This window comes from Kineococcus sp. GCM10028916 (assembly GCF_042674865.1).
Classification (GTDB): domain Bacteria; phylum Actinomycetota; class Actinomycetes; order Actinomycetales; family Kineococcaceae; genus Kineococcus.
The window spans coordinates 345,795-369,410 of record NZ_JBHTFM010000003.1 but is presented as its reverse complement, the minus strand read 5'-3'; the positions used below and the strand labels follow the sequence as shown (position 1 = coordinate 369,410).

General features: G+C 73.7%; 20 protein-coding genes. 7 read left to right on the top strand and 13 right to left on the bottom strand.

The window, feature by feature from the left end:
* Position 1 precedes the first annotated feature (1 nt).
* The 3 genes from ACFQ46_RS04345 to ACFQ46_RS04335 are packed head-to-tail and all read left to right on the top strand — an operon-like array spanning position 2 to position 3,533.
* Positions 2–1,744 carry a DUF885 domain-containing protein gene (locus ACFQ46_RS04345; RefSeq protein WP_380257548.1) on the top strand — a complete coding sequence of 581 codons (1,743 nt, stop codon included), beginning with the start codon at positions 2–4 and terminating at the stop codon, positions 1,742–1,744.
* A complete protein-coding gene (locus ACFQ46_RS04340) occupies positions 1,732–2,583 on the top strand; it encodes an alpha/beta hydrolase (protein ID WP_380257545.1) in 852 nt (283 codons plus the stop codon). The genes ACFQ46_RS04345 and ACFQ46_RS04340 overlap by 13 nt, the downstream gene beginning before the upstream one ends.
* Positions 2,580–3,533 carry a ketopantoate reductase family protein gene (locus ACFQ46_RS04335; RefSeq protein ID WP_380257543.1) on the top strand — a complete coding sequence of 318 codons (954 nt, stop codon included), beginning with the start codon at positions 2,580–2,582 and terminating at the stop codon, positions 3,531–3,533. Before ACFQ46_RS04340 ends, ACFQ46_RS04335 begins: the two co-directional genes overlap by 4 nt.
* 22 nt (positions 3,534–3,555) lie before the next feature.
* Here the strand turns inward: ACFQ46_RS04335 and ACFQ46_RS04330 are convergent, their stop codons facing one another.
* The 6 genes from ACFQ46_RS04330 to ACFQ46_RS04305 form a co-directional block, all read right to left on the bottom strand.
* Positions 3,556–4,380: an HAD family hydrolase gene (locus ACFQ46_RS04330; protein ID WP_380257541.1), complete on the bottom strand. Its 825-nt coding sequence runs from the start codon at positions 4,378–4,380 to the stop codon at positions 3,556–3,558.
* A 16-nt stretch (positions 4,381–4,396) separates the two neighbouring features.
* Complete coding sequence (locus ACFQ46_RS04325; protein ID WP_380257539.1) at positions 4,397–5,284, bottom strand: carbohydrate ABC transporter permease; 888 nt, start codon at positions 5,282–5,284, stop codon at positions 4,397–4,399.
* Positions 5,277–6,191, bottom strand: a complete 915-nt coding sequence (locus tag ACFQ46_RS04320) for a carbohydrate ABC transporter permease (RefSeq protein WP_380257536.1) — start codon at positions 6,189–6,191, stop codon at positions 5,277–5,279. The genes ACFQ46_RS04325 and ACFQ46_RS04320 overlap by 8 nt, the downstream gene beginning before the upstream one ends.
* Positions 6,184–7,503 (bottom strand): ABC transporter substrate-binding protein, encoded by a 1,320-nt coding sequence (locus tag ACFQ46_RS04315; protein ID WP_380257534.1) that lies wholly within the window; start codon positions 7,501–7,503, stop codon positions 6,184–6,186. The genes ACFQ46_RS04320 and ACFQ46_RS04315 overlap by 8 nt, the downstream gene beginning before the upstream one ends.
* On the bottom strand, positions 7,500–8,693 hold the full coding sequence (locus tag ACFQ46_RS04310; RefSeq protein ID WP_380258417.1) for a Gfo/Idh/MocA family protein: 1,194 nt from the start codon (positions 8,691–8,693) through the stop codon (positions 7,500–7,502). Before ACFQ46_RS04310 ends, ACFQ46_RS04315 begins: the two co-directional genes overlap by 4 nt.
* Before the next feature lie 149 nt (positions 8,694–8,842).
* Positions 8,843–9,634: a DeoR/GlpR family DNA-binding transcription regulator gene (locus ACFQ46_RS04305; protein WP_380257532.1), complete on the bottom strand. Its 792-nt coding sequence runs from the start codon at positions 9,632–9,634 to the stop codon at positions 8,843–8,845.
* A gap of 158 nt (positions 9,635–9,792) precedes the next feature.
* On the opposite strand from ACFQ46_RS04305, the gene ACFQ46_RS04300 reads away from it, so the two are divergent.
* Both ACFQ46_RS04300 and ACFQ46_RS04295 read left to right on the top strand, forming a co-directional pair.
* A complete protein-coding gene (locus ACFQ46_RS04300) occupies positions 9,793–10,686 on the top strand; it encodes an ROK family protein (protein WP_380257530.1) in 894 nt (297 codons plus the stop codon).
* Positions 10,683–11,369, top strand: coding sequence for a hypothetical protein (locus tag ACFQ46_RS04295; RefSeq protein ID WP_380257528.1), 687 nt, complete (start codon positions 10,683–10,685; stop codon positions 11,367–11,369). The genes ACFQ46_RS04300 and ACFQ46_RS04295 overlap by 4 nt, the downstream gene beginning before the upstream one ends.
* On the opposite strand, the gene serS is transcribed toward ACFQ46_RS04295, so the two are convergent.
* The gene (gene serS, locus ACFQ46_RS04290; protein WP_380257526.1) at positions 11,353–12,627 is read right to left on the bottom strand and encodes a serine--tRNA ligase; all 1,275 of its coding nucleotides are present in this window, start codon (positions 12,625–12,627) and stop codon (positions 11,353–11,355) included. The two genes, ACFQ46_RS04295 and serS, sit on opposite strands and share 17 nt — an antisense overlap.
* A 120-nt stretch (positions 12,628–12,747) precedes the next feature.
* Between serS and ACFQ46_RS04285 the strand changes: the two genes are divergently transcribed.
* The gene (locus ACFQ46_RS04285) at positions 12,748–13,854 is read left to right on the top strand and encodes a diacylglycerol/lipid kinase family protein (RefSeq protein WP_380257524.1); all 1,107 of its coding nucleotides are present in this window, start codon (positions 12,748–12,750) and stop codon (positions 13,852–13,854) included.
* Between the two features lie 89 nt (positions 13,855–13,943).
* On the opposite strand, the gene ACFQ46_RS04280 is transcribed toward ACFQ46_RS04285, so the two are convergent.
* The 5 genes from ACFQ46_RS04280 to ACFQ46_RS04260 all read right to left on the bottom strand — a co-directional run bounded on the left by ACFQ46_RS04280 (position 13,944) and on the right by ACFQ46_RS04260 (position 20,976).
* Positions 13,944–15,383: a diguanylate cyclase domain-containing protein gene (locus tag ACFQ46_RS04280; RefSeq protein WP_380257522.1), complete on the bottom strand. Its 1,440-nt coding sequence runs from the start codon at positions 15,381–15,383 to the stop codon at positions 13,944–13,946.
* Positions 15,380–18,223, bottom strand: a complete 2,844-nt coding sequence (locus ACFQ46_RS04275; protein WP_380257519.1) for an EAL domain-containing protein — start codon at positions 18,221–18,223, stop codon at positions 15,380–15,382. Before ACFQ46_RS04275 ends, ACFQ46_RS04280 begins: the two co-directional genes overlap by 4 nt.
* Positions 18,224–18,320: 97 nt before the next feature.
* Complete coding sequence (pheA, locus tag ACFQ46_RS04270) at positions 18,321–19,265, bottom strand: prephenate dehydratase (RefSeq protein ID WP_380257517.1); 945 nt, start codon at positions 19,263–19,265, stop codon at positions 18,321–18,323.
* Positions 19,266–19,320: 55 nt separating this feature from the next.
* Positions 19,321–19,626 carry a WhiB family transcriptional regulator gene (locus ACFQ46_RS04265; RefSeq protein WP_380159176.1) on the bottom strand — a complete coding sequence of 102 codons (306 nt, stop codon included), beginning with the start codon at positions 19,624–19,626 and terminating at the stop codon, positions 19,321–19,323.
* 84 nt (positions 19,627–19,710) lie between these two features.
* Complete coding sequence (locus tag ACFQ46_RS04260; RefSeq protein ID WP_380257515.1) at positions 19,711–20,976, bottom strand: glycosyltransferase 87 family protein; 1,266 nt, start codon at positions 20,974–20,976, stop codon at positions 19,711–19,713.
* A 60-nt stretch (positions 20,977–21,036) separates the two neighbouring features.
* Here ACFQ46_RS04260 and ACFQ46_RS04255 point away from each other — a divergent pair, with 60 nt between their 5' ends.
* Complete coding sequence (locus tag ACFQ46_RS04255; RefSeq protein WP_380257513.1) at positions 21,037–23,304, top strand: hypothetical protein; 2,268 nt, start codon at positions 21,037–21,039, stop codon at positions 23,302–23,304.
* Here ACFQ46_RS04255 and ACFQ46_RS04250 read toward each other — a convergent pair.
* Positions 23,289–23,588, bottom strand: coding sequence for a hypothetical protein (locus ACFQ46_RS04250; RefSeq protein WP_380257511.1), 300 nt, complete (start codon positions 23,586–23,588; stop codon positions 23,289–23,291). The two genes, ACFQ46_RS04255 and ACFQ46_RS04250, sit on opposite strands and share 16 nt — an antisense overlap.
* Between the last annotated feature and the right edge of the window lie 28 nt (positions 23,589–23,616).

Below are 23,616 nucleotides of genomic sequence, written 5' to 3'. Positions count from 1 at the left end.
CGTGAGAACGACCACCGACCCGGCCCCCGGGACGGGGCTGGCCGCGCTGCGCGAGCGGTACTTCCACCTCCAGCACACCTACGACCCCTACAACGCGACCCTGCTCGGACTCAGCGAGTTCGACCACCTCCCCGGCGACCCGTCCCGCGCCGCGAGCGAACGCGCCGCCGCGCAGCTGCACGAGGTGGCCCGTGAGGCCGAGGCGATCGACCCCGCCGGACTCGACCGGGACGACGTGGTCGACCGCGGCGTCCTCATCGCCCTCGCCCGGGGCGCCGCGGACGACGCCGCCCACTCGCTGTGGGCGGCGAACGCCTCGGCGAAGGGGTACGTCAGCCGGCAGGGTCTCGTCTTCCAGGCGGTACCGGCCATGACGGCGACCGAACCGCAGGCCGCGCAGCGCTACCTGCGCCGCCTCGCCGGACTCCCCGACTTCTTCACGGCCCTCGGGGAGCGCTACGCCGAGGAGGCCACCGCCGGCCGGGTCCCGACCCGCCTCGGGGTCCAGCACGCGATCGAGCAGCTGGACGGGCACCTCGCGGTCGCCCTCGACGACGACGCGCTGCTCGCCCCGGCCCGCGGGTCCGGCGACCCGGACACCCTGCGCGAGGCGACGCGCCTCGTGGGCGAGGAAGTCCGGCCGGCGCTGCGCGCGCTCACCGCCCGGCTGCGCACGGAACTGCTCCCCCTCGGCCGCACCGGGAGCGACATCGGGATCCACGCCGTGCCGGGAGGATCGCAGGGCTACGCCGCGGCGATCCGCCGGCACACGACGACGGAGCTCACCGCCCCCGAGATCCACCGGATCGGCCTCGACGTGCTCGAGGAGATGCGCACCGAGTGGGCCGTCGTCGGCGGCCGCGCCCTCGGGGAGACCGAGTTCCCGCGGATCGCCGACCGCCTGCGCAGCGACCCCGCGCTGCGCTTCGAGACCAGCGCGGAGATCGTCGCGGTGGCCCGGGGGGCCCTGCAGCGGGCCGAGGCCGTCCGCGACGCCTGGTTCCCGGCGCTCGCGATCCCGGACTGCGCGATCGAGGAGATCAACCCGATCGACGCGGCCGGCAGCGCCCTGGGTTACTACCGCCCGCCGGCCCTCGACGGGAGCCGACCCGGGGCGTACTGCGTGCTCGCGGCCGACGCGCCGAGCCACTTCCGCTACGAGTACGAGTCGCTGTCCTTCCACGAGGCCGTCCCGGGTCACCACCTGCAACTCGCGACGGCGCAACTGCTCGACATCCCCCGCTACCGGCGCTCGCTCGACGTCGAGGCCTGCAGCTTCAACGAGGGCTGGGGGCTCTACTCCGAGCAGCTGGCCGAGGAGATGGGGCTCTACAGCGACGACCTGTCCCGCCTCGGCATGCTGTCGTTCCGGGCGCTGCGCGCCTGCCGGCTCGTCGTCGACACCGGCATCCACCACTTCGGCTGGACCCGGGAACGGGCGGTGGAGTTCATGTACGACAACACCGCGACGACCCGCGGGCACGTCGAGAGCGAGGTCGACCGCTACACCGCCTGGCCCGGCCAGGCGCTGGCCTACATGATCGGCTGCCGGGAGATCCTGCGGTTGCGAGCCGTTGCGGAACAGCGTCTCGGGGACCGGTTCTCCGTCGTGGAGTTCCACCGCGCGGTCCTGTCCTCGGGGGCCGTTCCGCTCACCGTGCTCGGCGACGTCGTCGAGCGCCACATCGAGTCCGTGCTCGCGGACGGGCACACCAGCACCGGAGGAGAACCGTGGACGTCCTGATCAACGGGGCACGCCTGAACGTCGAGGTGCTCGGCCCGGAGGACGGGCCCGTGCTCATCGCCCACCACGGCGGCGGCGGGATCGGTTCCCTCGCCGAACCGCGCTCGACGTTCGGGCCGCTCGCCGACCGGTTCCGCGTCGTCGTGTTCGACGCCCGCGGGTGCGGGCGCAGCGAAGGCGTCGGGCCGTACTCCCACGAGCAGTGGGCCGCCGACGTCGACGGGTTGCGGCAGTGGGCCGGGGCCGAGCGGGTGACGGTGGCCGGGGGTTCCTACGGCGGGTTCATCGCGCTGGAGTACGCCGTGCGCTACCCCCGGCACGTGCAGGCCGTGGTCCTGCGCGACACCTCCGCCGACGGGTCCAACCTGGAACTCGCGTTCCGGAACGCCCGGGAGCAGACCCGCGTCGAGATCGACTGGGAGCACTTCGACCGCTACTGGGGCGGCACCGTCCGCAGCGACGAGGAGCTGAAGGAACTGTGGCGGGAACTCATCCCGCTCTACGACGCCGACTACGACGAGGCGCGGTCCACGGCCGCGGTCGAGGCCGGGATCTACCGGCACGAGGCGCACAACGCGTGCTTCCAGGAGAACTTCCCGACCTACGACCTCAAGGCCGACCTGCCGCAGGTGGCGGTCCCGGTGCTGGTCACCGTCGGCCGCCACGACTGGGTGACCCCGGTCAGCGCGTCCGAGACCATCGCCCGCCTCGTCCCCGGGGCGGAACTCGTGGTCTTCGAGAACTCGGGCCACTCGCCCCAGAACGAGGAACGGGAGGAGTTCCAGCGCGTGCTGCGGGACTTCGTCGACCGCGCCGTGCCGGGGCAGGTGCGCGCGTGAAGCTGTTCGTCATCGGCGCCGGCGCCATCGGCGGGACCCTCGGGGCCCGCGCGTTCCGCGACGGCCACGACGTGACCCTGGTGGACGCCGACGCGGCGCACGTCGCGGCGATCCGGCGCGACGGGCTGCGCATCGAAGGGCCCGTCGAGGAGTTCGTCGTCCGGGTCCCGGCGATCCTGCCCGAAGAACTACCCGACACCGTCGAGCACGCCGTCGTCGCCGTGAAGAGCCTGCACACCGCCGCCGTCGCCGACCTGCTGCGCGACCGCCTCGCCCCGGACGGCTACGTCCTGACCGTCCAGAACGGGCTGACCGCCGACGTCCTCATCGAGGCCGTCGGCCGCGAACGGGTGCTCGCGAGCTTCGTCAACATCGGGGCCGACCTGATGGCGCCGGGGGTCGTCCTCCAGGGCAACGTCGCCACCTTCCGGATCGGGGAACTGGCCGGCGGCCCGGTCACGCCGCGCGTCGCCCGGCTCGCCGAGGTCCTCCCCTACGCCGAGGCCACCGACAACGTGCTCGGCTACCTCTGGGGGAAGGAGGTCTACGGCGCCATGATGTGGGCGGGAGCCGTGTCCGACCTCTCGATCGCGGAGACCCTCGAACGTCCCGAGTACCGCGGGGTCATGACCGCGATCTCCGAGGAGGTGCTGGCCCAGGCGCCCGTCGCCGTCGAGGGGTTCGACGGTTTCGAGCCGGACGACCTCCCCGGGTCCTTCGACCGCCTCGCCGCCTTCAACCGCCGCAGCGCCAAGACGCACTCCGGCATCTACCGCGACCTCATGGTCCGCAAGCGCAAGACCGAGGTCGACGAGGTCCACAAGGACATCCAGGGCCCCGTCTTCGACAGGGTGGTGGAGATGATCCACGACATCGAGGAGGGCCGACGGACGTGCGAGGTGGCCAACCTCGACGAGCTGGCCCGCTTCGTCGCGGCCCGCACGAGCTGAGCCCGCGACCGGGCCCGCGGGGTCAGACCGCCGACGACCCCGCGGTGACGAGGTCCTCGAGCACCATCGCGAGCCCGTCGTCGTCGACGTGTCCGGTGACGGCGTCGGCGGCGGCCTGGACCTCGGCCGGGGCGTTGCCCATGGCGATGCCGCGGCCGGCCCAGCGCAGCATCTCGACGTCGTTGCGGCCGTCGCCGACGGCGAGGGTCGCGGCGCGTTCGACGTCCAGACGCACCCGGACCTCCTCCAGCGCACTGGCCTTGGTCACGCCGTCGGGGGCGAGGTCGAGCCAGGCCGTCCAGCCGACGGAGTAGGCCACGCCGTGCAGACCGACCGCCTCGACCAGCGAGGAGAACTCCGCGGAGGTGTGCTCGGGGCTGCGGACGACGACCCGCATGACCGGTTCGGTGAAGAGGTCGTCGAAGGGCACGACCTCCATCTCCCCCGTGAGTTCCCCGTCCGGGAACGGCGCGGTGAGCTTGAAACCGCGCCCCAGGACCTCGACGGCGAACAACCCGGCGGGCAGGTGCTCGCGCAGGGCCTCGGCCACCCCGGACGGGTCGAACGTGTGCAGCGAGACGACGCGGTAGCCCTGCGGTTCGGTGGCGTCGAGCTGGACCGTGACGGCACCGTTGGAGCACACCGCGAAACCGTCGTGCAGACCCAGGCGCTGCAGCACCGGCAGCGTCCCGTGCAGCGAGCGTCCGGTCGCGACGACGACGTGCGCACCGGCCTCCGCCACCCGGCGCACGGCCGACCGGACCCGGTCGGACATCGCCTCGTCCAGGTCGACGACGGTTCCATCGACGTCGAGCGCCACCAGCACGCCCTCCAGGCCACCACTCACGTCCTCCAGCCTAAGGTCACTTCAGCCCGGAGCTCGCCAACCCGTCGATCACGCGTCGCTGCAGCACCACGAACACCACCAGCACCGGCGCCATCGCCAGCAGGCTGGCGGCCATGACCACCGGGTAGTCCGTCGTGCGGTCGCTGATGAGCGTGGCCAGCCCCGCGGACAGCGGCATCCGCTCGCTGTAGGTGGAGACGACCAGGGGCCAGAGCAGCTCGTTCCACGACCACAGCGTCGAGGTGATCGCCAGGACGCTGATCGTGGGCCGGGCCAGCGGCAGCATGACCCGCCAGAAGACCTGGAACGGGTTCGCCCCGTCGAGGCGGGCGGCCTCCTCCAGCTCGTCGGGCATGCCCAGGAACGCCGTGCGCACGAGGAACGTGCCGAACGCGCTGAACAGACCCGGCAGCACCAGCCCACCGAGGCTGTCGAGCAGGCCGAGGTCGGCGACGATCTGGTACTGCGAGAGCAGGTACACCTGCGAGGGCACCATGAGGATCGAGAGGACCGCCGCGAGCAGCACGTTCCGGCCGCGGAAGCGCATCCGGGCGAACGCGTACCCCGCGAGCGTGCAGAACAGGATCTGGGCCGAGACCCGGACGAGCGTGATCACGACCGACGTGCGGAACTGCTCGAGGAACGGCAGCCGGTCGAAGACGGCGGCGTAGTTGCCCCACTGCAGGTGCTCCGGCCAGAACGTCGGGGTGACGCTCTGGACCTCGGCGTTGCTGGAGAGCGACATCACGATCTGCCAGAGGAACGGGAACGCCATGACGAACGCGCCCACCCCGAGCACGACGTGGGCGAAGGCGTGCGAGCCCTGGCGGCTGCGTCGGGCCCGGGCCTGGGCCCGACGGTGCGCCGTGGGGGTGCGGGCGGGTCGCACCAGCTGCTCAACCACCGTGGACCCACCGCTTCTGGAGCCGGAACTGCACGAGGGTGGCCAGCGCCACCAGCACGAGGATCCCCATGGCCGTGGCCGCCGCGAGTCCCTTGTCGTTGTCCACGAAACCCGCCCGGTAGAAGTAGTAGACCAGCGACATGCTGCGCGGCAGAGCCGGGTTCGTCGTGCCCAGGATCGCGTAGAGGAGGTCGAAGAGCTGGAACCCGGCGATGACGGTCACGACGGCGAGGAAGGAGATGCTGGGCGTGAGCAGCGGGACGGTCACCGAGCGGAACTGGCGCCGGCGGCTCGCCCCGTCCAGCTGGGCCGCCTCGTACAACTCCGGCGGGACGTTCTTCATCCCGGCGAAGAGGACGATGAGCGAGAAGCCCAGCGAGGACCAGACCCCGACGACGGCGACCGCGACGATCGCCGCCCCGGGGGTGCTGATCCAGTACGGGCCGTCGATGCCGACGAGGCCGAGGACCCAGTTCAGGATGCCGAAGTCGCCGTTGAAGATGATGCGCCACACCATCGCCACCGCCGTCGGCATCGCGACGTAGGGCAGGAAGTACAGGACCCGGTAGAACGCGGCGAACCGCAGGCCGGGGAGGTTCAGCAGGCTCGCCAGGTACACCGCGATCGGGATGTTCAGCAGCACGATCGCCGTGTAGAGCAGGGTGTTGCCCAGCGACCGGTACAGCGTCGGGTCGGTCAGGAGCTCCCGGTAGTTGTCCGTCCCCGAGAACGTCGTCCCGCCGAAGACCCCGAACGTCGTGAACGAGTACCACGCCGTCTGGAGGATGGGCCACAGGTAGAACACCGTGACCCCGAGCATGAGCGGCGCGACGAACAACCACGGCCACCAGCCGTCCCGGCGCAGTCGCCGGGACGGGCGAGCGGCGACGCGGACCGCGTCACTCACCCGCGAGCACCTGGTCCATCTGCGTGGCCAGGTCGCTCGCCACCTCGCCGACGGGTTTCGCGCCGGAGAACGCGTCGGGCAGCAGTTCCGTCTCCAGCGCGTTCCACGCCGAGGTGTTCGCGCTGACGGGCAGCGGCTTGGAGTGGTCGACGGCGTCGAGGAACAGCTGCAGGTCGGTGCCCGGCATGGATCCGGCGAACGCGTCCTGGGTCCCGGTGAACGCGGGGATGACGGCGCCGGCGGCGCCGAGCTGGCGCTGGGCCTCCTGGCTCGCGAGGAACACCTGCAGGGCCTGTGCGGCCTGCTGGTTCTTCGAGGAGGCGGCGACCACGTTCGCGACACCGTGGATGACCGTGACCTGCTGGGCGCCCTTGGGCAGCGGCAGCACCTGCACGCTCGCGGCGAGGGCGGTGTCGGTCAGGGCCGAGCGGAACCAGCTGCCACCCCAGTACATCGCGAGCTTGCCGGAGGTGAACCACTGGTCCGCCGTCGTGTCGGTCAGCTGCTGCATCGTCGGCGAACCACCCCCGGCGATGAGGTCGGCCCAGAACGTCAGGCCCTGCACGCTCTCGGTGCTGGCGTACCCGGACTTCCCGTCGGCGACGACCTCGCCACCGGCCTCGAAGATGGTGTTGTAGTACGTCGTCTGCCCGTCCATGCCACCAGCCGCGCCGAAGATCCCCTGGGCGCCGAGCGCCTGCGAGATGCGGACGGCGGTGTCCTGGAACTCGTCCCAGGTCCACTCCGCGGTCGGGAGCGGCACACCGGCCTGCTGGAACAGCGCGGTGTTGACCCAGACACCGATGGTGTCGAAGTCCTTGGGGACGCCGTAGCGGACGTCGTCGAGGCTGTAGAGGTCGGTGAGGGCCTTCGGGTAGTTCGCGGGGTCGATGTCCCCCGCGCTCACGGCCCCGGTGATCGGGGCGATCTTCCCGTTCGTCGCGTAGAGCTGGAAGTTCGGGCCGTTCATCCAGAACAGGTCGGGCAGGGTGCCGCTGGTGGCCTGGGTCTGCAGCTTGGTCCAGTACTCCGAGAACGGGGTGACGTTGACCGCCACGTCGATGTTGGGGAACTTCTGGTTGAACGCGTCGATGTTCTGCTGCAGCCCGGCGACCTGGTTCTGGTCCCACAGGCCGTAGGTGATCTTCGCGCTGAGGTCGGCCGCGGGGGCGGAGTACTCCGCGCTGCCGGGGGCGTCCTCCGAGCCACCACCGCAGGCGGCGGCGGTGACGAGGACGCCGAGACCCGCGGCGGCACCGGCCAGCGTGGTGCGTCGCGTCGGACGGGTCGGGGTGAGGGTGGAGGTGCTCATCGTGGGTCCCTTTCGGCGAGGTTCTGCTGCTGGAAGTGGCGACGGACGTCGTCGGGGAGGTCGGGGACGGTCTGCGGGAGCGAGCCGGAACGGAGCGACTCCGCGGCCAGCGAACCCGCGGCCACCGCCTCCCGCGCCGCGACCGGGGAGACCACCGTCGGCGAACCGTCGGCGACGTGGGCCAGGAACTCCGCCATCGTCAGGACGTCGGCGTCCTCGTGGCCGCTCTCGACGCCGGCGATGGGGTGCTCCCGGTCCCCGGCCGCGGAGAACTCGTGACGGCGGTTCCAGACCCGGACCACTCCGCCCGCGGTGTCCCCGAAGTTCTCCAACCGGCCCTCGGTGCCGATCACCGTGTAGTTGCGCCAGTAGTCCGGGGTGAAGTGGCACTGCTGGTAACTGGCCTGGACCCCGTTGTCCAACGTCATGAGGACCATGGAGAGGTCCTCGACGTCCACCACCGGGTTCAGCCCCGTCGCGGCCGCCGGCGGCCAGTTGTCCATCGAGAACCAGTCCGGCATCGTCTCCCCCGGCCGCTCCCGCCGGTCCTGGATCGCGCCGTAGACCATCAGGTCACCCATGCCCACGACCCGGCGCGTGTACCCGCCGGCCAGGTGGTGGATGACGTCGATGTCGTGGCTGGCCTTCTGGAGCAGCAGCGTGCCCGTGCGACGACGGTCGGCGTGCCAGTCCTTGAAGTAGTAGTCGCCGCCGTGCCCGACGAAGTGGCGCACCCAGACGGCCTTCACCTCGCCGATCTCCCCGCGGGCGATGACGTCCCGCATGGTCCGCACCACCTCGGCGTGCCGGAAGTTGTGCCCCACGTAGAGCGGGGTCCCCGTCTCCGTGGCCGCGAGGAGCACCCGGTCGGCGTCGGCGAGCGTCGTCGCGAGCGGTTTCTCCAGGTACACCGCGATCCCGGCGCGCAGCAGGTCCACCGCGATCGCGGCGTGGGTGTCGTCGGGGGTGGTGACGATGGCCGCGTCGACGCCACCCGCCGCGACGAGCGCCCGGTGGTCGGGGTGCAGGACGGCGCCGGGGAAGCTCGTCGCGGCGCGCTCCCGGCCGGCGGGGGTGGTGTCGGCGACCGCGACGATGCGCGCGCCGGGACGGACGACCGGCACGTGCTGACCGATCTCGGAGCGGGCCCCGGCACCGATGAGGGCGACCCTGAGGTCCGAGGTGATCACCACGCCGCCCTCGTGAGCGAACTTGTCGCAAAACGGGTCCAAATGAGCATGAAGTGACACTAGCTCGCAGAACGCGGCAGGACCAGGGAGTGCGGAAGACGAAACACACTCGCAACCTGGGCGGCCCCGGGACGGCGGGGCGGGGGCGCTCAGGCCCCGGCGACGACGACCTCGACGCCGGCCGCGGCCAGCTCCGCCGCGAGGTCCCCCGCGACCGGGGCGTCGGTCACCAGGACGTCGAGGCGCTCCAGCGGGCAGATCCGGGCGAAGGTCGTGCGGCCCAGCTTCGTCGCGTCGGCCGCGACGACCACCCGGCCGGCCACGGCCGCGATCTGCCGGCTCGCCTCCGCCTCCCCCTCGTGCACCGTCGTCGCCCCGAACCGACCGGTGAGGCCGTCGACCCCGAGGACGGCGAGGTCGAGGCTGAAGTCGCGCAACGAGGACCCCACCAGCGGACCCACCAGCTCGTAGCTCTGCCGCCGCGGCACCCCGCCTGTGACCACGATCTTCACGTGCTCGCGCACCGACATCTCGTAGGCGATGTTCAGCGCGTTCGTCACGATCGTGACCCCGGGCGCTCCCCCGCCGGGACGCAGCCGCTCGCTCGCACCCAGCGCCCGGGCCACCTCGGTGGTCGTCGTGCCGCCGTTCAGGCCCACGGAGTCCCCCGGCTGCACCAGCTCGACCACGGCCCGGGCGATGGCCAGCTTCGCGTCCGCCTGGCGGGCGATCTTGTACTGCAGCGGGAGCTCGTACCCCGTGCCGAGCACGGCCGCGCCACCGTGGGTGCGGGTGACCAGGCGCTGCTCGGCGAGGAGGTTCAGGTCCCGGCGAACGGTGGCGGTCGAGACGCCCAGCGTCTGCGCGACCTCGGCGATGGAGACGTTCCCGCGCTCGGTCACGTACTCGAGCACCTGGTTGAGGCGCTGCTGGGCGGTCATGTGCGGCTCCTCCACTGGGGCTCCCAGGATGGCACGTCGGGGATTGACGCCGGTGCACGATCCTGCTCAAGATGACCCCGCAGAGATCAACAACGATCAGCAGCGGTCTTGGACGTTGACGGCGACGAGCCGGAGCCGGGCCTCGCGGGAAGAAGCCGATGCCCCCCACCCCACCACCCACCCGCACCGCTCCCGCACCGCCGATCGGCATCGACGTCGGGGGCACCACCGTCAAGGGCCTGCGGCCGGGCGCCGACGGGACCGTCCTCGACGACCAGCGGGTCCCGACGCCGCGCCCCGACCCCACCGGCCGGGGAGTCGTCTCCGCCGTCGCCGACCTCGCCGCCCGGCTGGGCCACCGCCCCGGCGACCCCGTGGGCGTCGCCCTGCCGGGGGTGGTCGACGAGACGAGCGGGATCGGCGTCCTGTCCACCAACCTGGGCTGGACCGACGTGCCGTTCGCCGCCCTGCTCACCGCGGCGCTCGGGACGGGGGTCGTCCTCAGCCACGACGTGCGGGCCGGGGCCGTCGCCGAGGCCCGGACCGGAGCGGCCCGCGGAGCCGACGGCGTCGTCGCCTTCGTGCCGGTCGGCACCGGGATCGCCGCCGCGGTCCTCGTCGACGGGGTACCGCTGGTGGCCGGCGGGTGGGCCGGCGAGATCGGCCAGCTCGTCCTCACCGAAGGACCCTTCCGCGGGCTCTGGGTGGAGGAGGTGGCGTCGGCGGCCGCCACCGCCCGACGCGCCGGCCACGCCGGTGCCCGCGAGGTCGCCGCCGCGGTGCGGGGCGGAGACGCTGCGGCGCAGCAGGTCTGGCGGGAGACGGTCGACGTCCTGGCGCACGCGCTGGCCGGGCTGGTCGCCACCGTCGCCCCGTCGGTCCTCGTCGTGGGCGGAGGGCTGGCACTGGCCGGTGACCTGCTGCTGGACCCCCTGCGCGCCGCGCTGGCGGACCGCCTCCCGGGGGTGCGTCAGCCCCGGATCGTCGCCGCCCTGCACGGCGACACCGCTGCGGCCCGCGGTGCGGCGATGCTCGCGGAGGTGTCGCGGTGAACGACGTGGTGGGCGACGTGGACAACGACGTGGAGCTGGTCCGCTCCGCCCTGCTCGCCCCGCAGGCACCGGCCCTCGACCTGCCCGTCCCCCGCTTCACGCGCGCCCTGGACCAGCTCCACGAGGAGGTGCTGGCGCGGTTCCGGCACGTCGGGTTGGACGCCGGCACCGCGGAGGCGACGCTGGCCGACGTCCCGCGCAAGGTCGCCGCCTACGGCGACGGGATCGACGTGCCGTGGTTGCTGGGGCTGGCCCGGGCGGACGTCGTCGCCCTGGGGCGGTTGCAGTTCGAACGCGTGGCCGGGACCGACGGGCACGCCGTGCACCTCCCCGAAGCCGGTCCGCTGAGCGACGAGGCCGTCGAGGACTCCCTCGCCCGCGCCGTGGAGGTCCTCGGCGCCCGCGCGTTCCACTGCACCTCGTGGTTGCTGGACCCGCTGCTGCCGCCGGCCCTCGGGCCGGACAGCGGGATCGTGCGCTTCGCGGCGAGGTTCGCCCTCGGGCCCGTCGAGCGCGGGGAGGAGGGCGACCGCGCGGTCGCGAAGTTCGTGTTCCGCCGGCCGCTGCGCGAGGTGCTCGACCTCGTCGAACCGCGGACGCGGTTGGAACGCCTGGTGGTCGGGCACCTGCGCGCAGGCGGGCACTGGTCGGAGCCGAGGGGGTTGCTCAGCGCACGGGGGTGAGGACCTCCAGGCCCAGGTACGGCTGCAGCGCAGCGGGGACCCGCACGGAACCGTCGGCCTGCTGGTGGTTCTCGAGGATCGCGACGATCCAGCGGGTCGTGGCCAGCGTGCCGTTCAGCGTCGCCACGGGACGGGTCCCGGAACCCTCCTCCAGGCGTTCGCGCACTCCGAGGCGGCGGGCCTGGAAGGTCGTGCAGTTCGAGGTGGAGCTGAGTTCGCGGTACGCGCCCTGCGACGGCACCCACGCCTCGCAGTCGAACTTCCGGGCCGCCGAGGAGCCGAGGTCCCCTGCGGCCGTGTCGATCACGCGGTAGGGGACCTCGATGGCGGCCAGCATGTCCTTCTCGAAACCGAGCAGCCGCTGGTGCTCCGCGCTCGCGTCCTCCGGCCGGCAGTAGGAGAACATCTCCACCTTGTGGAACTGGTGGACGCGGATGATCCCGCGGGTGTCCTTGCCGTAGGAACCGGCCTCGCGGCGGTAGCAGGCCGACCAGCCGGCGTAGCGCTTCGGGCCCGCCGACAGGTCGAGGATCTCGTCACCGTGGTAGCCCGCCAGGGCGACCTCGGAGGTCCCCGTGAGGTAGAGGTCGTCCTCCTCGAGGTGGTAGACCTCGGCCGCGTGCGCACCGAGGAACCCGGTGCCCGCCATCACCTCGGGCTTCACCAGGGTCGGGGTGATCATCGGGGTGAAACCGTTGCCGACGGCCTTCGCCACGGCCAGGTTCAGCAGCGCGAGTTCCAGCAGCGCACCGACACCGGTGAGGAAGTAGAACCGCGAACCCGCCACCTTGGCGCCGCGTTCCATGTCGATGGCACCGAGCTTCTCGCCCAGTTCGAGGTGGTCGCGCCAGGCGTCGAGCCCCTCGGGCAGTTCAGGCGGGGACCCGATCTCCTCGAGCACGACGTAGTCGTCCTCACCACCGGCGGGGACACCGTCCTCGACGACGTTGGGGATCGAGCGCAGCAGCGTCTCGAACTCCTCGCCGGCCGCGCCGGACGCGGCGTCGGCCGCCTTCACGCGCTCGGAGAGCTGCTTCACCGCGGCGGCGAGCTTCTGCTTCTCCTCGCCCTTCGCGGCGGCGATCTCCTTGCCGCGCGACTTCTGCTCGGAGCGCAGCTGCTCGAACTCGGCGATGGCGGCGCGGCGACGCGCGTCGGCGTCGAGCACCCGGTCGACGACACCCTCGTCCTCGCCACGGGCACGCTGGCTCGCGCGGACGAGGTCCGGTTCGTCCCTCAGCAGTCGCAGGTCGATCACGTCTCGACACTAACGGGTCACCCCCCTGACCCCCGACCCCGTTCCGCGAGCGCCGGGACACCACCACCCGGGCACCACCACCCGGGCGGGGAGGGACCGGCGAGCAGGTAGCTTGACCGGATGACGGTGGCGGACCTCTTCGGCACCGGCGCCCTCGCCGTCCTGCTCGCCGTCGCGTTCGTCGTGACGTTCACGCTGCTGGCCCGCGAGCGCCGGTCGACGCGGGCTCTGCGCGCCCAGGTGGTCCCAGCGGTCGAGCCGCACGCCGAGCCGCCCCGGCAGCGGCGGGCCGCGATCGTGGTGAACCCGACGAAGTTCAGCGTCCTGGACCAGCACGCGTTGCGGCGCCGGCAGGCCTACGTCGCGGCGGTGTTCCGGTCCCACGGCTGGGCGGACCCGTTGTGGTTGCCGACCACGATCGACGAACCCGGTGGTCCGCAGGCGCGGCGGGCGGTGGCCGAGGGGGTCGACATCGTGCTCGCGGCGGGGGGCGACGGGACGGTCCGCGCGGTGGCGGAGTCGTTGACGGGGACGTCGACGCCGATGGCGTTGCTGCCGGCGGGCACCGGGAACCTGTTGGCGCGCAACCTGGACGTCCCGCACACCGACCTCGCGGCGGCGCTGGACCTGGTGTTCTCCGAGGAGGACCAGCGGATCGACGTCGGCTGGCTGGAGGTCGACCGGTCGGGTCACGACGACGAGCCCGAGCGGTACCTGTTCCTGGTGATGGCCGGGCTGGGTTTCGACGCGGCGATGATGGCCGGGGTCGAGGACCGGCTGAAGCAGCGGCTGGGCTACGGCGCCTACGTCGTCTCGGGGGCGCGGGCGTTGTGGGGTCCGCAGGCGAAGGTGCAGGTCCGCGTCGACGACGAGGAACCCCTGGCCGTCCGCACCCGCGCGGTCATCGTCGGCAACTGCGGGAAGCTCACGAAGCAGCTGGTGCTGATGCCGGACGCCGAGATCGACGACGGCCACCTGGACGCCGTGGTGATCTCCCCCCGGGGCGGGATCGGCTGGGGCGAGGTGGCGTGGGCCATCGCGACGCGGGACCGGCGCGGTCAGCGTCGGGTGCGCCACCTGCGCGGACGTCGCTTCGAGGTCACCACGGGTGAGGCGCAGGAGGTCGAGCTCGACGGCGACCCCATCGGCGAGGCGCTCCGCATCACGCTGACCGTGGAGCCCGGGGCGCTGCTGGTGCGCTGTCCCCCGCTGCCGTCGCAGCGCTGAGGGTGCGCGGCGTCCGTCGTCCCACCGCTCCGTGATCCCGGTGGGAAACCCTGCGAGATCACGGGTGGTCGGGGCGGTGGACTCGGGGATCAGCTCGCCAGGGGGGACGCGGCGGCGTCGTGGTCCCCGGCGACGACCGTCCGGTCGCGCCCGGTCCGCTTCGCCCAGTACAGCGCGGCGTCGGCGCGGGCCAGGACGGCGGGCGGGACCTCGGAGCGGTCCCAGGTCGCGACGCCGATCGAGCAGGTCTGCCCGTGCGGGACGGCCTCGTGCACGGCGCGCAGCACGGCGACGGCGGTGGTGGCGTCCAGCCCGGGCAGCAGCAGCGTGAACTCCTCCCCGCCCCAGCGGGCCAGGAACACCCCCGGCAGGGTGCGCTGCCAGGCGCGGGCGACCGCGACGAGGAAGTCGTCGCCGCCCTCGTGGCCGTGGGCGTCGTTGTAGGCCTTGAAGTGGTCGAGGTCGACGATGGCCACGGTGAGGGGCAGGCGCGGGTCGCCGCCGGCGCGGGTGAAGACGTGGTCGACCTCGGCGTTCCAGGCGCGGCGGTTGGGCAGCCCGGTCAGCGGGTCGGTGCCCGCCTGGCGCGCCACGACGACGGCCTGACCCCGCAGGACCCGCAGCAGGTCCGCGATGCGGACCAGGACCAGGGCGACGACGACGAGGGTGGCCAGGCCCAGCGTGAGCCCGTGGTCCTGGTCCTTCGGCAGCAGGTGCTCGACGACGAGGGCCGCGGGCGGCAGCAGCGCGGCGACGGCCAGCAGCGGCAGCCGCACCAGCTCCGGTTCGGTGCGGCGCTCGAGCGGCGGGTGGCCGAGGACGGCCGCGGAGGGGTCGCGCCCGGCGGCGGTGACGCAGCCGTAGAACACCAGCCACAGCACCCGCACCCACCGCGGGGCGCCGTCCTCGCCCACCGCGGTGAGGACGGCGAAGGTGACGTCGGCGGCGACGCTGGCGCTCAGACCCGCGGCCAGCAGCCAGAAGGCGCGGGACCGGCTGCTGCGCCAGCCGGTGACGCGCAGCAGCAGGAACACCACGGCGACGTCGCACAGCGGGTAGGCGGCGGCGACCAGGCGGGCGGCCAGGTGCCCCTCGCCGGCGAAGGCGGGCAGCACGGTGTAGACGACGAAGAGCAGGGCGGTGCTGGTGGTCGCGATGACGGTGTCCAGCAGCGCCCCGCGCCGCACACCCCCGCGCGGGGCGGGCAGCAGACCCAGCACCGAGACGAACAGCAGGACCTGGGCGAGGAGGAACAGCGCGTCGGCGCTGGTGGGGAACGCCGCCCGACCGTCCCAGCGCTGGGCCACGGAGACGCTCTCCCCCAGGGCGAAGAGCAGCTGCGTCGCGACCAGCGGCCGCCACGCACGCAGCGCGGGGGAGGTCGCGACGGCGTGGAGGAGCACCAGCGCGGAGCACCAGACCAGGACGGCGTAGCCGACCAGCTCCGCCCGCCCGCCCGGCAGCAGCACGTACCCGACGACGAGGACGCCGGCGCCGGCGAGGACGGGCCCGCCGCGACGGGGGCTCACGCGGGCACCGGCGGGACGGGGACCGCCGTCCGGAGCAGCTGGCGCGCGGTGCGGGTGGCGGCCGCGACGGCGGCGTCGCGCAGGACCGGGCTGAGCTCCTGCTGCGGTTCGCGCCACACGCAGGACAGCACGTGGCTCACCCCGTCGGCGGCGACGACGGGGACGGTCAGCACCGACCCCACCCCGACCCGGCGGGCCAGCTCGGCGGCGATGACGGTGCTCGTCGCCGCGTCCGGCACCCACACCGGGCGCCCGGTGGCGACCGAGCGGGCCACGGCGCTGCGCCCGTCGGCGTCGAAGCCGATCTGACCGACCAGGGCCGGGTCGACGTCACCGCGGTGGCCCAGCAGCTCCCAGCGCCCGCCCGGGCAGGCGAGGCGCACGACGAAGCTGAAGTCGGGGGCGAGCAGGTCGTGCACGGCCGCCCCGAAGCCCAGCACGAGGCGCTGCTCGTCGGCCGTGCCGTCCAGCTCGGCCATCGTCTGCAGCAGCCCGTGGACGCGGTCGAGCTGACCCGCGGCGTCGACCCCGGCGAGGTGGTCGGCGACGAGGCGCGCGAGGGCCTGCACCTGGGTGCGCTGGAGGCCGGTGAGGGGCAGCGGCCGGTCGTCGTAGGCGCAGAGGACGCCGAGCACCCGCCCGGCGGCGTCGGTGACGGGGGCTCCGACGTAGTTCCGGACCCCGGCGAGGTCGGCGGCCCCGCCCGCGGTGCGCGGGTCGGTCGAGGGGTCGAACTGGAGGACGTCGCGCTGCTGGGCCGTCCACGCGCAGGGTGTCCCGTCGCGGGGGACGACGTCCCGCTCGTGGCCGTGGGAGGCCAGCAGGTGCACGTGCTCCTCGGTGACGACGTTGAAGCTGGCGAACCGCGTTCCGCAGACGGAGGCGGCCAGCGCGGTCACGCTGCGCAGCAGACCCTGGGAACGGACCGTGGCGGCCAGGACGGCGTGCGCGAGACGGACCCGCTCCCCCTCGTCGACCCCCCGGGGGGCCGGCACCGGCTCCCCGTCGGTCGCACCCTCCAGCGCGGTGGACGGCGCGGGGAGCGCGGCGAAGACCTCCTCCGCCGGGACGGGGCGGGCGAAGTGGAAGCCCTGGAGGACGTCGGCGCCGAGGCCGCGGACGAGGTCGGCGGTGCGGGCGTCCTCGACGCCCTCGGCGACGACCTCCATCGAGAGCCGGTGGGCGAGGTCGACCAGGGTGCGGACGATGGCGGCGTCGGCGGGGGCCTGCGGGGCGGCGGCGACGAAGGAGCGGTCGACCTTGAGCTCGTCGGCCTCGAGCTGGCGCAGCATCGTCAGCGACGTGTAGCCGGTGCCGAAGTCGTCCAGGGAGATGCGGGCGCCGGCCTCGCGCAGGGTGGCCAGCACGGTGGCGGCACCCGCGGGGTCGGCCAGCAGCGCGCTCTCGGTGACCTCCAGGGTCAGGACGCCGCGCTCCAACCCGTGCTCGGCGATCAGCCGGCGCACGTCCTCGACCAGGCTGGGATCGGCGAGCACGACCGGGGAGACGTTGACCGACACCCCGACGTCACGACCGGCGGCGCGCCAGACGGCGCACTGGGCGACGGCGGTGCGCAGCACCCAGCGGGTGAGGCCGACGATGGCCTGGCTGCGTTCGGCGAGGGGGATGAACGCGCCCGGGCCGAGCAGCCCGCGTTCGGGGTGCTGCCAGCGCACGAGGGCCTCCACGCCGACGGTGCGGCCGGTGCCGGCGGTGACCAGGCGCTGGTAGTGCACCCGCAGCTGGCCCGCCTCGACGGCGGCGGGCAGCTCGGCGTGCAGGCGCAGGGCGTCGGCGTCGAAGACGGCCTCGCCGCCGCTGACCGCGACGCGCTGCTGGTCGGCCGCGGCGCGCACGGCGGCCACGTCGGCCAGGGCGAGCAGGTCCTCGATGGCGCGGCCGTGCTCGGGGGCGCAGGCCACGCCGATCGAGACGTCGGGGCGCACCTGCAGGCCCCGACCCGGACCGGCTCCGACCAGGACGACGGGGGCGAGCAGCACCTCGCTCAGGTCGCGACCCGCTTCGGCGCCCGTCGTGGCGGCAGCGCCGGGGAGGGCGGGACGCACGACGGCCAGGGAGTCCAGGTCGATGCGGGCGACGACCGCCCCGGGCAGGGTGGCGGCGCGGCGCGCGCACTCGGCCAGGACCTCCTCGGCGGCGGCGGGCCCCAGGGCCAGGCGCAGGTCGCGCAGGTCGTCGACGTGGACGACGCTCACCGTCGCCCGCCCGTCGAGGCCGTCGTCCTCCTGCAGCCGCCGGGCGCAGCTCTCGAGCAGCCCGGTGCGGTTGAGCAGGTCGGAACCGGCGTCGTGGCGGGCGCGCCGGGCGGCCAGCCGCAGCAGCGAGCGCACGCCGAGGACGGGGACGACGGTCGTGACGGGCAGCACCAGCAGCCAGCCGAGCACCTGGCCGGGGTGCCCGGAGGCGATGAGCGCGGTGGGCAGCAGCGCGAACGGCAGCGCGGTGGCGGCGACGAGGGCCCGTCCCGAGCGCAGGAAGGGGATGTGCGAGGCGGTGGCGCAGTAGAGGGCGACGAGGACGCCGACCCCGGGCGAGCCGTCGGCGGCGTAGACGCTGGCGGAGGTGCACAGGGCCGCGCCGACGATGGCGGTGCGGGGACCGGCCATCGGCCAGGCGGGCACCAGCAGCAGGCCGAGCCCGCTGAGCACCCCGAGCGCAGCGACGGCGAGGACCGGGCCGTCGTGCACGCCGGACCAGACGGGCAGCAGCGCGACGGAGGCGCTGACGAAGCTGGTCAGCAGGTACCCGACGGCGACCACGCGCCGCTCGGGCCCGTCGGCGCCGAGGTCGAGGGCGCGCGCGGGCGGCTGGCTGATCACCTTCTAGACATCGGGGCGGCCCGTCGCGGACTCCATGCGCCGACCGGGTGAGCAGTGGTCCCGGACCCCGCCCCCGACCGGGGTGGTGCGAGGGGCCTCAGGCTCCGGCGCCGGCCCGCAGCCGCTCCAGCCAGCCCTGGGCGGTGGTGAAGTCCTCCTCGCTCGGGCCGTCGCCGACGACGGTGCGACCGCCGTCGGAGCGCGGGTAGCTGCCGAGGAAGCGGACCTGCTCGCAGACGCGGTGCAACCCCATGAGGGCCTCCCCGACGCGGGCGTCGGTGACGTGGCCGTCGCAGTCGATGGAGAAGCAGTACCGACCGAGCGCGTCGCCGGAGGGGCGCGACTCGATCCGGGTGAGGTTGATCCCGCGGGTGACGAACTGCTCGAGGGCCTCGACGAGCGCACCCGGGCGTTCCTCGCGCAGGAAGACCACGAGGGACGTCTTGTCCTGGCCCGTCGGGGCGGGCAGCTCGCCCACGCCCGGGCGGGAGAGCAGGACGAAGCGGGTCTGGGCGCCGTCGCGGTCCTCGATCCGCTCGGCGAGCACGTCCAGCCCGAGGCTCTCCGCGGCGAAGGGCGCGCAGATGGCGCCCTCGAACCCGGCGGGCTCCCCGCCCGCGAGCTCGTCGGCCAGCGCCTGCGCGGACGCCGCCGTCGACGTCGCGGGGACGTAGAGGGCGTCGGGCAGGTGGGTGTGCAGCCACCTGCGCACCTGGGCGTGGGCGTGGGAGTGCGTGCTCACCCGCTTGACGTCCTCGAGACGCACCCCCGGCTTGACCGCCAGCACGAAGGAGACGGCGAGGACGACCTCCGCGACGACGACCAGCGGTTCACCGACGGCGAGGCCGTCGAGGGTGGCGGGTACGCCACCCTCGACGGAGTTCTCGATCGGCACGCAACCGACGTCGGCGGCCCCGCTGCGGACCGCCTCGATCGTCGCGTCGACGCTGGGCATCGCGACCGCGGGGACGTCGGCGACGACGGTCCGCAGGGCCGCTTCGGAGAAGGTCCCGACGGGACCGAAGAACGCGTAGCGCAGCACGGTGCTGCACAGTAGCGTCTCGCCCCCCGGCGCTGGAGGGCTCGACGCCGCGGGGTCAGCCCGCCTTGCGCAGCTTGCGGCGCTCGGTGCGTTCGCTCCAGATCGTGTCCCGCTGGTCCTCGGTCAGACCGCCCCAGACCCCGTAGTTCTCACGGTGGGTGAGGACGTGCTGCCGGCACTGGCGCAGGACCGGACATTCGGCGCAGACGGCGAGCGCCGCTGCGTCGCGGTGCTGGCGGGCGGCTCCCCGCTCCAGCTCCGGGTGGAAGAAGAGCTCTGGATCAGCCTCTCGGCAGGAACCCAGGAGCTGCCACTCCCAAGCGTCGATCGTCGGCCGCAGGCCTCGACTCGTCTCGCTCACGGAATCCCCCCTAGGTGTGTGGTGCTCGACGTGGTGCTCCCCGTGCTCATCACGTGGACCCGTCTTGCCCCAAGGGTGAGAAATCTAAACGCTATGCGACCGATCCGTCACTACCTGTGATTGACGTTCGGCGTGTCGCGCCACCAACAGCCACATCACCGGCAGTGACAGACAGGCCCACCAGAGGTCCCCGTTCTGCACGAGACGGGCCACCGGCGTCGGCACGCTGCGCGAGGCCAGCAGGTTCGCGCCCCACCACGGCCACGCGATCCACAGCAGCAGCAGACCGACCGCAGCGGCCACCGCCCGCCGCCGGACCCGGCCGTCGCCGACGACCGCCCCGAGCACGACGACCCCCCACAGCAGGTGGTGCAGCCACGACACCGGCGAGACGAGGATCGCGACCATCCCGCAGGCCGCGACCTCCCCGACCAGCGAACCGCGCCGGTGCATCGCCCGGGCCAGCGAGTACCCCGCGACGGCGGCCACCAGCGCCAGGACCCCCCACACCGCCGTCGTCGCGCCGTCGGAGAGGTAGAGGCGCAGCACGAACCCCCGCAGCGACTGGTTCGACGACCCCGCGTTCGGCCCGAGCCGGTCGGAGTTCAGCAACGCCGACGTCCAGAACTCCAGCGACCCCTCGGGGGCCACGAAGAACGTCGCGACCGTCACCCCGACCGCGGCCAGCACCGCGTTGCGCAGCTCCCGCCACTGCCTCGTCACGACGAAGTGGACGAGGAAGACCCCCGGGGTCAGCTTGATCGCGACCGCGATCCCCACCAGCGCCCCGCGCGGCCAGCGGATCGTGAACCGGCCCACCCGCAGCCCGTCGGTCCCCTTCAGGAGGTCGAGCAGGCACAGCGTCACCAGGATCGCGTTGACCTGACCGAAGCGGATGTTCTCCCCCACCGGTGAGATCCACACGCACAGCGCTGCGACGACTCCGTGCGCGAGCCCCGTGAAGCGACCGGCCCGCACCAGCAGCGGCCGGAACGCCATCCCCACGATCGCGTAGAGCAGCCCGAGCTGGACGCCCGTCCACACCCACCCCGCCACGGCCCAGGGCAGCAGCGCCAACGGGATCGACAGCACCGCCGAGAACGTCGGGTAGGTGAACGGCAGCAGCTGCGGGACCTCGGTCTCGAAGGTGTAGACCGGACGCCCCAGCAGCAGCGACCGCCCGGCCTCCCGGTACACCTCGAGGTCGACCTGCCACTGGTCGTCGGGGTAGGCGATCAGGTAGCGGTGGACGATCGGCGCGGCCGCGACGAGCAGGACGAGCACCCCGACCCACCGCCACAGCGCGCTACGCACGGCGTCACCGGTCCACGGGGTCCCCTCGCTCAGCACGCCCCGATCCTCCCCCAGCGACGCACAGGTCCCGACCACCGACGCCCCTAGCCTGTGACGGTGCCGTCCCTGATCACCCGCCGACCACCCGCCGCCACCGCCCTGATCGGGATCCTGGTGATCCTGGCCGGACTGGTCGTCGGCGCGCTCCCCGCGCAGGCCGCCGACCAGCGTGCGCCGCTCGTGGTCGTCGGGTTCTCCGGGGTCCGCTGGTCCGACGTCTCCACCACGGCCACGCCCGCGCTGGCCTCGATGAGCTCCGGCGCGATCGGGACCGTCGCCGTGCGCAGCATCTTCACCGCCGCCTGCCCCGTCGACGGCTGGCTCGGACTCTCGGCCGGGCGGCGCGCGACGGGCTTCGACGGGACGTCGCAGCAGCACGCGAGCGCCGCGTGCGAGCCCGTCGCCGAACCCACCGCGACGGGCACCACGACGGTGCAGCCCGACTTCGCCGACTACCGCCGCACCGCCGACGCCGGCACCTTCAGCGCCGTCCCCGGGACGCTCGGGCAGGCGCTCGCGGACGCCGGGACGCGGACCCTCGCGATCGGTCCGGGCGCCGGGGTCGCGCTCGCGCAGGAGGACGGCACGATCGCGAACTACGCCTCCCTCGACTCCGGCAAGTACGTCCCCGGCGGCATGGAGGCCACCCTCGTCGGCGGCTACGTCCAGAGCGCCCTCGAGGACGGCACCCAGGTCGTCGTCGTCGACGCCGGCACGGTCCGCGACGCCGCCGACCTGCCCGCCCGGGAGAGCGCCCCCACCCTGTCCCGCGCCGACCAGGTGAAGGCCGTCGACGACGTCGTCGCCGCGGTCCAGCAGGCGGTCGCCGCCGCCACCGGCGCCGACGCCACGACCGTCCTCGCCGTCTCCCTCGGCGACGCGGGCCGGACCGCGCACCTGCAGTTCGGCGCCGCGACGGGCCCGCAGCCCGGGTCGGGGACCTACGAGGGCCTCCTCGGCTCCCGCTCGACCCGCCAGACCGCGATCGTGCAGACCACCGACCTCACCCCGACCGTCCTCTCGCTGGCCCTCGGCAGCGACCACGGCACGCCCGGGCTCGTCGGCGCCCCGGTCACCAGCACCGACGCGCAGAGGTCGGTGGCCGACCGCGAGGAGAAGGTCCGCGACCTCGACCAGGCCGCGCAGGCCGTGCAGCCGCTCGTCGGACCGTTCTTCACCGTCTGGGGCGCCGCCCAGATCGTCCTCTACGCCGTCGCCACGCTCGCCCTGCGCAAGGCCTGGGGCGGGCACCGGGGCCGGCGCCGGGTGCTCGCCTGGCTGCGGGTGCTCACCGTGGTGTTCGGCGCGGTCTGCGCCTCGACGTTCCTGGCCAACACGATCCCGTGGTGGCGCGCCGGGGACTCCACCGGCAGCCACCTGCTCGCGGTCAGCGGGGCCGTCGCCCTCTACGTCGCGGTCATCACGGCGGTGGCGCTGCTCGGGCCGTGGCGCACGCACGCCCTCGGGCCGCTCGGCGTCGTCGGGCTGGTGACGGCGGGGGTGCTCGCGGTCGACTGCGCGACCGGTTCGCGGCTCATCACCTCCAGCCTCAACGGCCTGCAGCCCGTCGTCGCGGGCCGCTTCTACGGCCTGGGGAACCAGCAGTTCGCGTTGTTCGCGACGGGTTCGCTGCTGTTCACCGTCGCCCTCGCCGACTTCCTCGTCCGCACCGGTCGGCGTCGCTGGGCGGTCGTGGCCGTGGCGGTGCTGGGGCTGCTCACGACGTTCGTGGACGGCGTCCTCGGCAGCGACTTCGGGGGCCCGCCGGCGATCCTGCCCGCGTTCGGCTTCCTCGCCCTCGTCGTCGCCGGGGTGCGGATCACCTGGCAGCGCGTCGTGGTCATCCTGGGGGCGACCGTCGTCGTCCTCGCGGGGATCTCGGTCGCGGACTGGCTGCGGCCCACCGACGACCAGACCCACCTGGGCCGCTTCGTCCAGACCCTCGTCGACGGCGGCGCGTGGCAGGTGGTGGAGCGCAAGGGCGCGCAGAACCTGCGGATCCTGTACTCCAACTGGCTGCTGAGCCTCGTCCTGGCCCTCGCGGCGGTGTTCATCGCCTTCGTCCTGGTCCGGCCGAAGGTGCTGGGCGTCTCGGTCCTGCAGCGGGCCTACGACCGCCACCCGGTCCTCAAGCCCGGCCTGACCTGCCTGCTGGTGCTGCTGGTCATCGGGTTCGCGGTGAACGACTCCGGCGCCGCGGTCCCCGCGGTGGGCGCGATGCTGGCCGTGCCGCTGATCATCGCCTGCTGCACCCGGGTGCTGGCGGACGACCCGGGCGAGCCGGCCGGGCCCCTAGGACCTGAGCGTGCTCACTCGACGCCGTAGGCGGTGACGAAGTCCTCCGCGGCGCGGACCAGGGCGAGGGCGGTGGGCTCGGGGAGCCCGTCCGCGGTCAGGGCCCGCACCCGGGCGTCCTCGTCGCCGCCCTCGGCACGGCGGGTCCAGTCGGCCTGCGCCGCGACGGCGAGGGCGGGGCGGGACACGGCCGCGGCGGCCCCCAGCCGGTCCAGGACCAGGCCCGCGACCCAGTCCGGGTCGAAGCTCCCCGCGGGCGGGGCGAACACCCGTTCACCCTCGACGTAGTCCCCGGAACCGCCCCAGTGCCTCACCCGCGCACCGTACCCGCGCGAGGGACTC

Bases quoted from the DNA above. Each gene is read 5' to 3' on its own strand.
- ACFQ46_RS04315 (WP_380257534.1), bottom strand. From the start codon at position 7,503: ATGAGCACCTCCACCCTCACCCCGACCCGTCCGACGCGACGCACCACG.
- ACFQ46_RS04305 (WP_380257532.1), bottom strand. From the start codon at position 9,634: ATGACCGCCCAGCAGCGCCTCAACCAGGTGCTCGAGTACGTGACCGAG.
- ACFQ46_RS04300 (WP_380257530.1), top strand. From the start codon at position 9,793: ATGCCCCCCACCCCACCACCCACCCGCACCGCTCCCGCACCGCCGATC.
- ACFQ46_RS04285 (WP_380257524.1), top strand. From the start codon at position 12,748: ATGACGGTGGCGGACCTCTTCGGCACCGGCGCCCTCGCCGTCCTGCTC.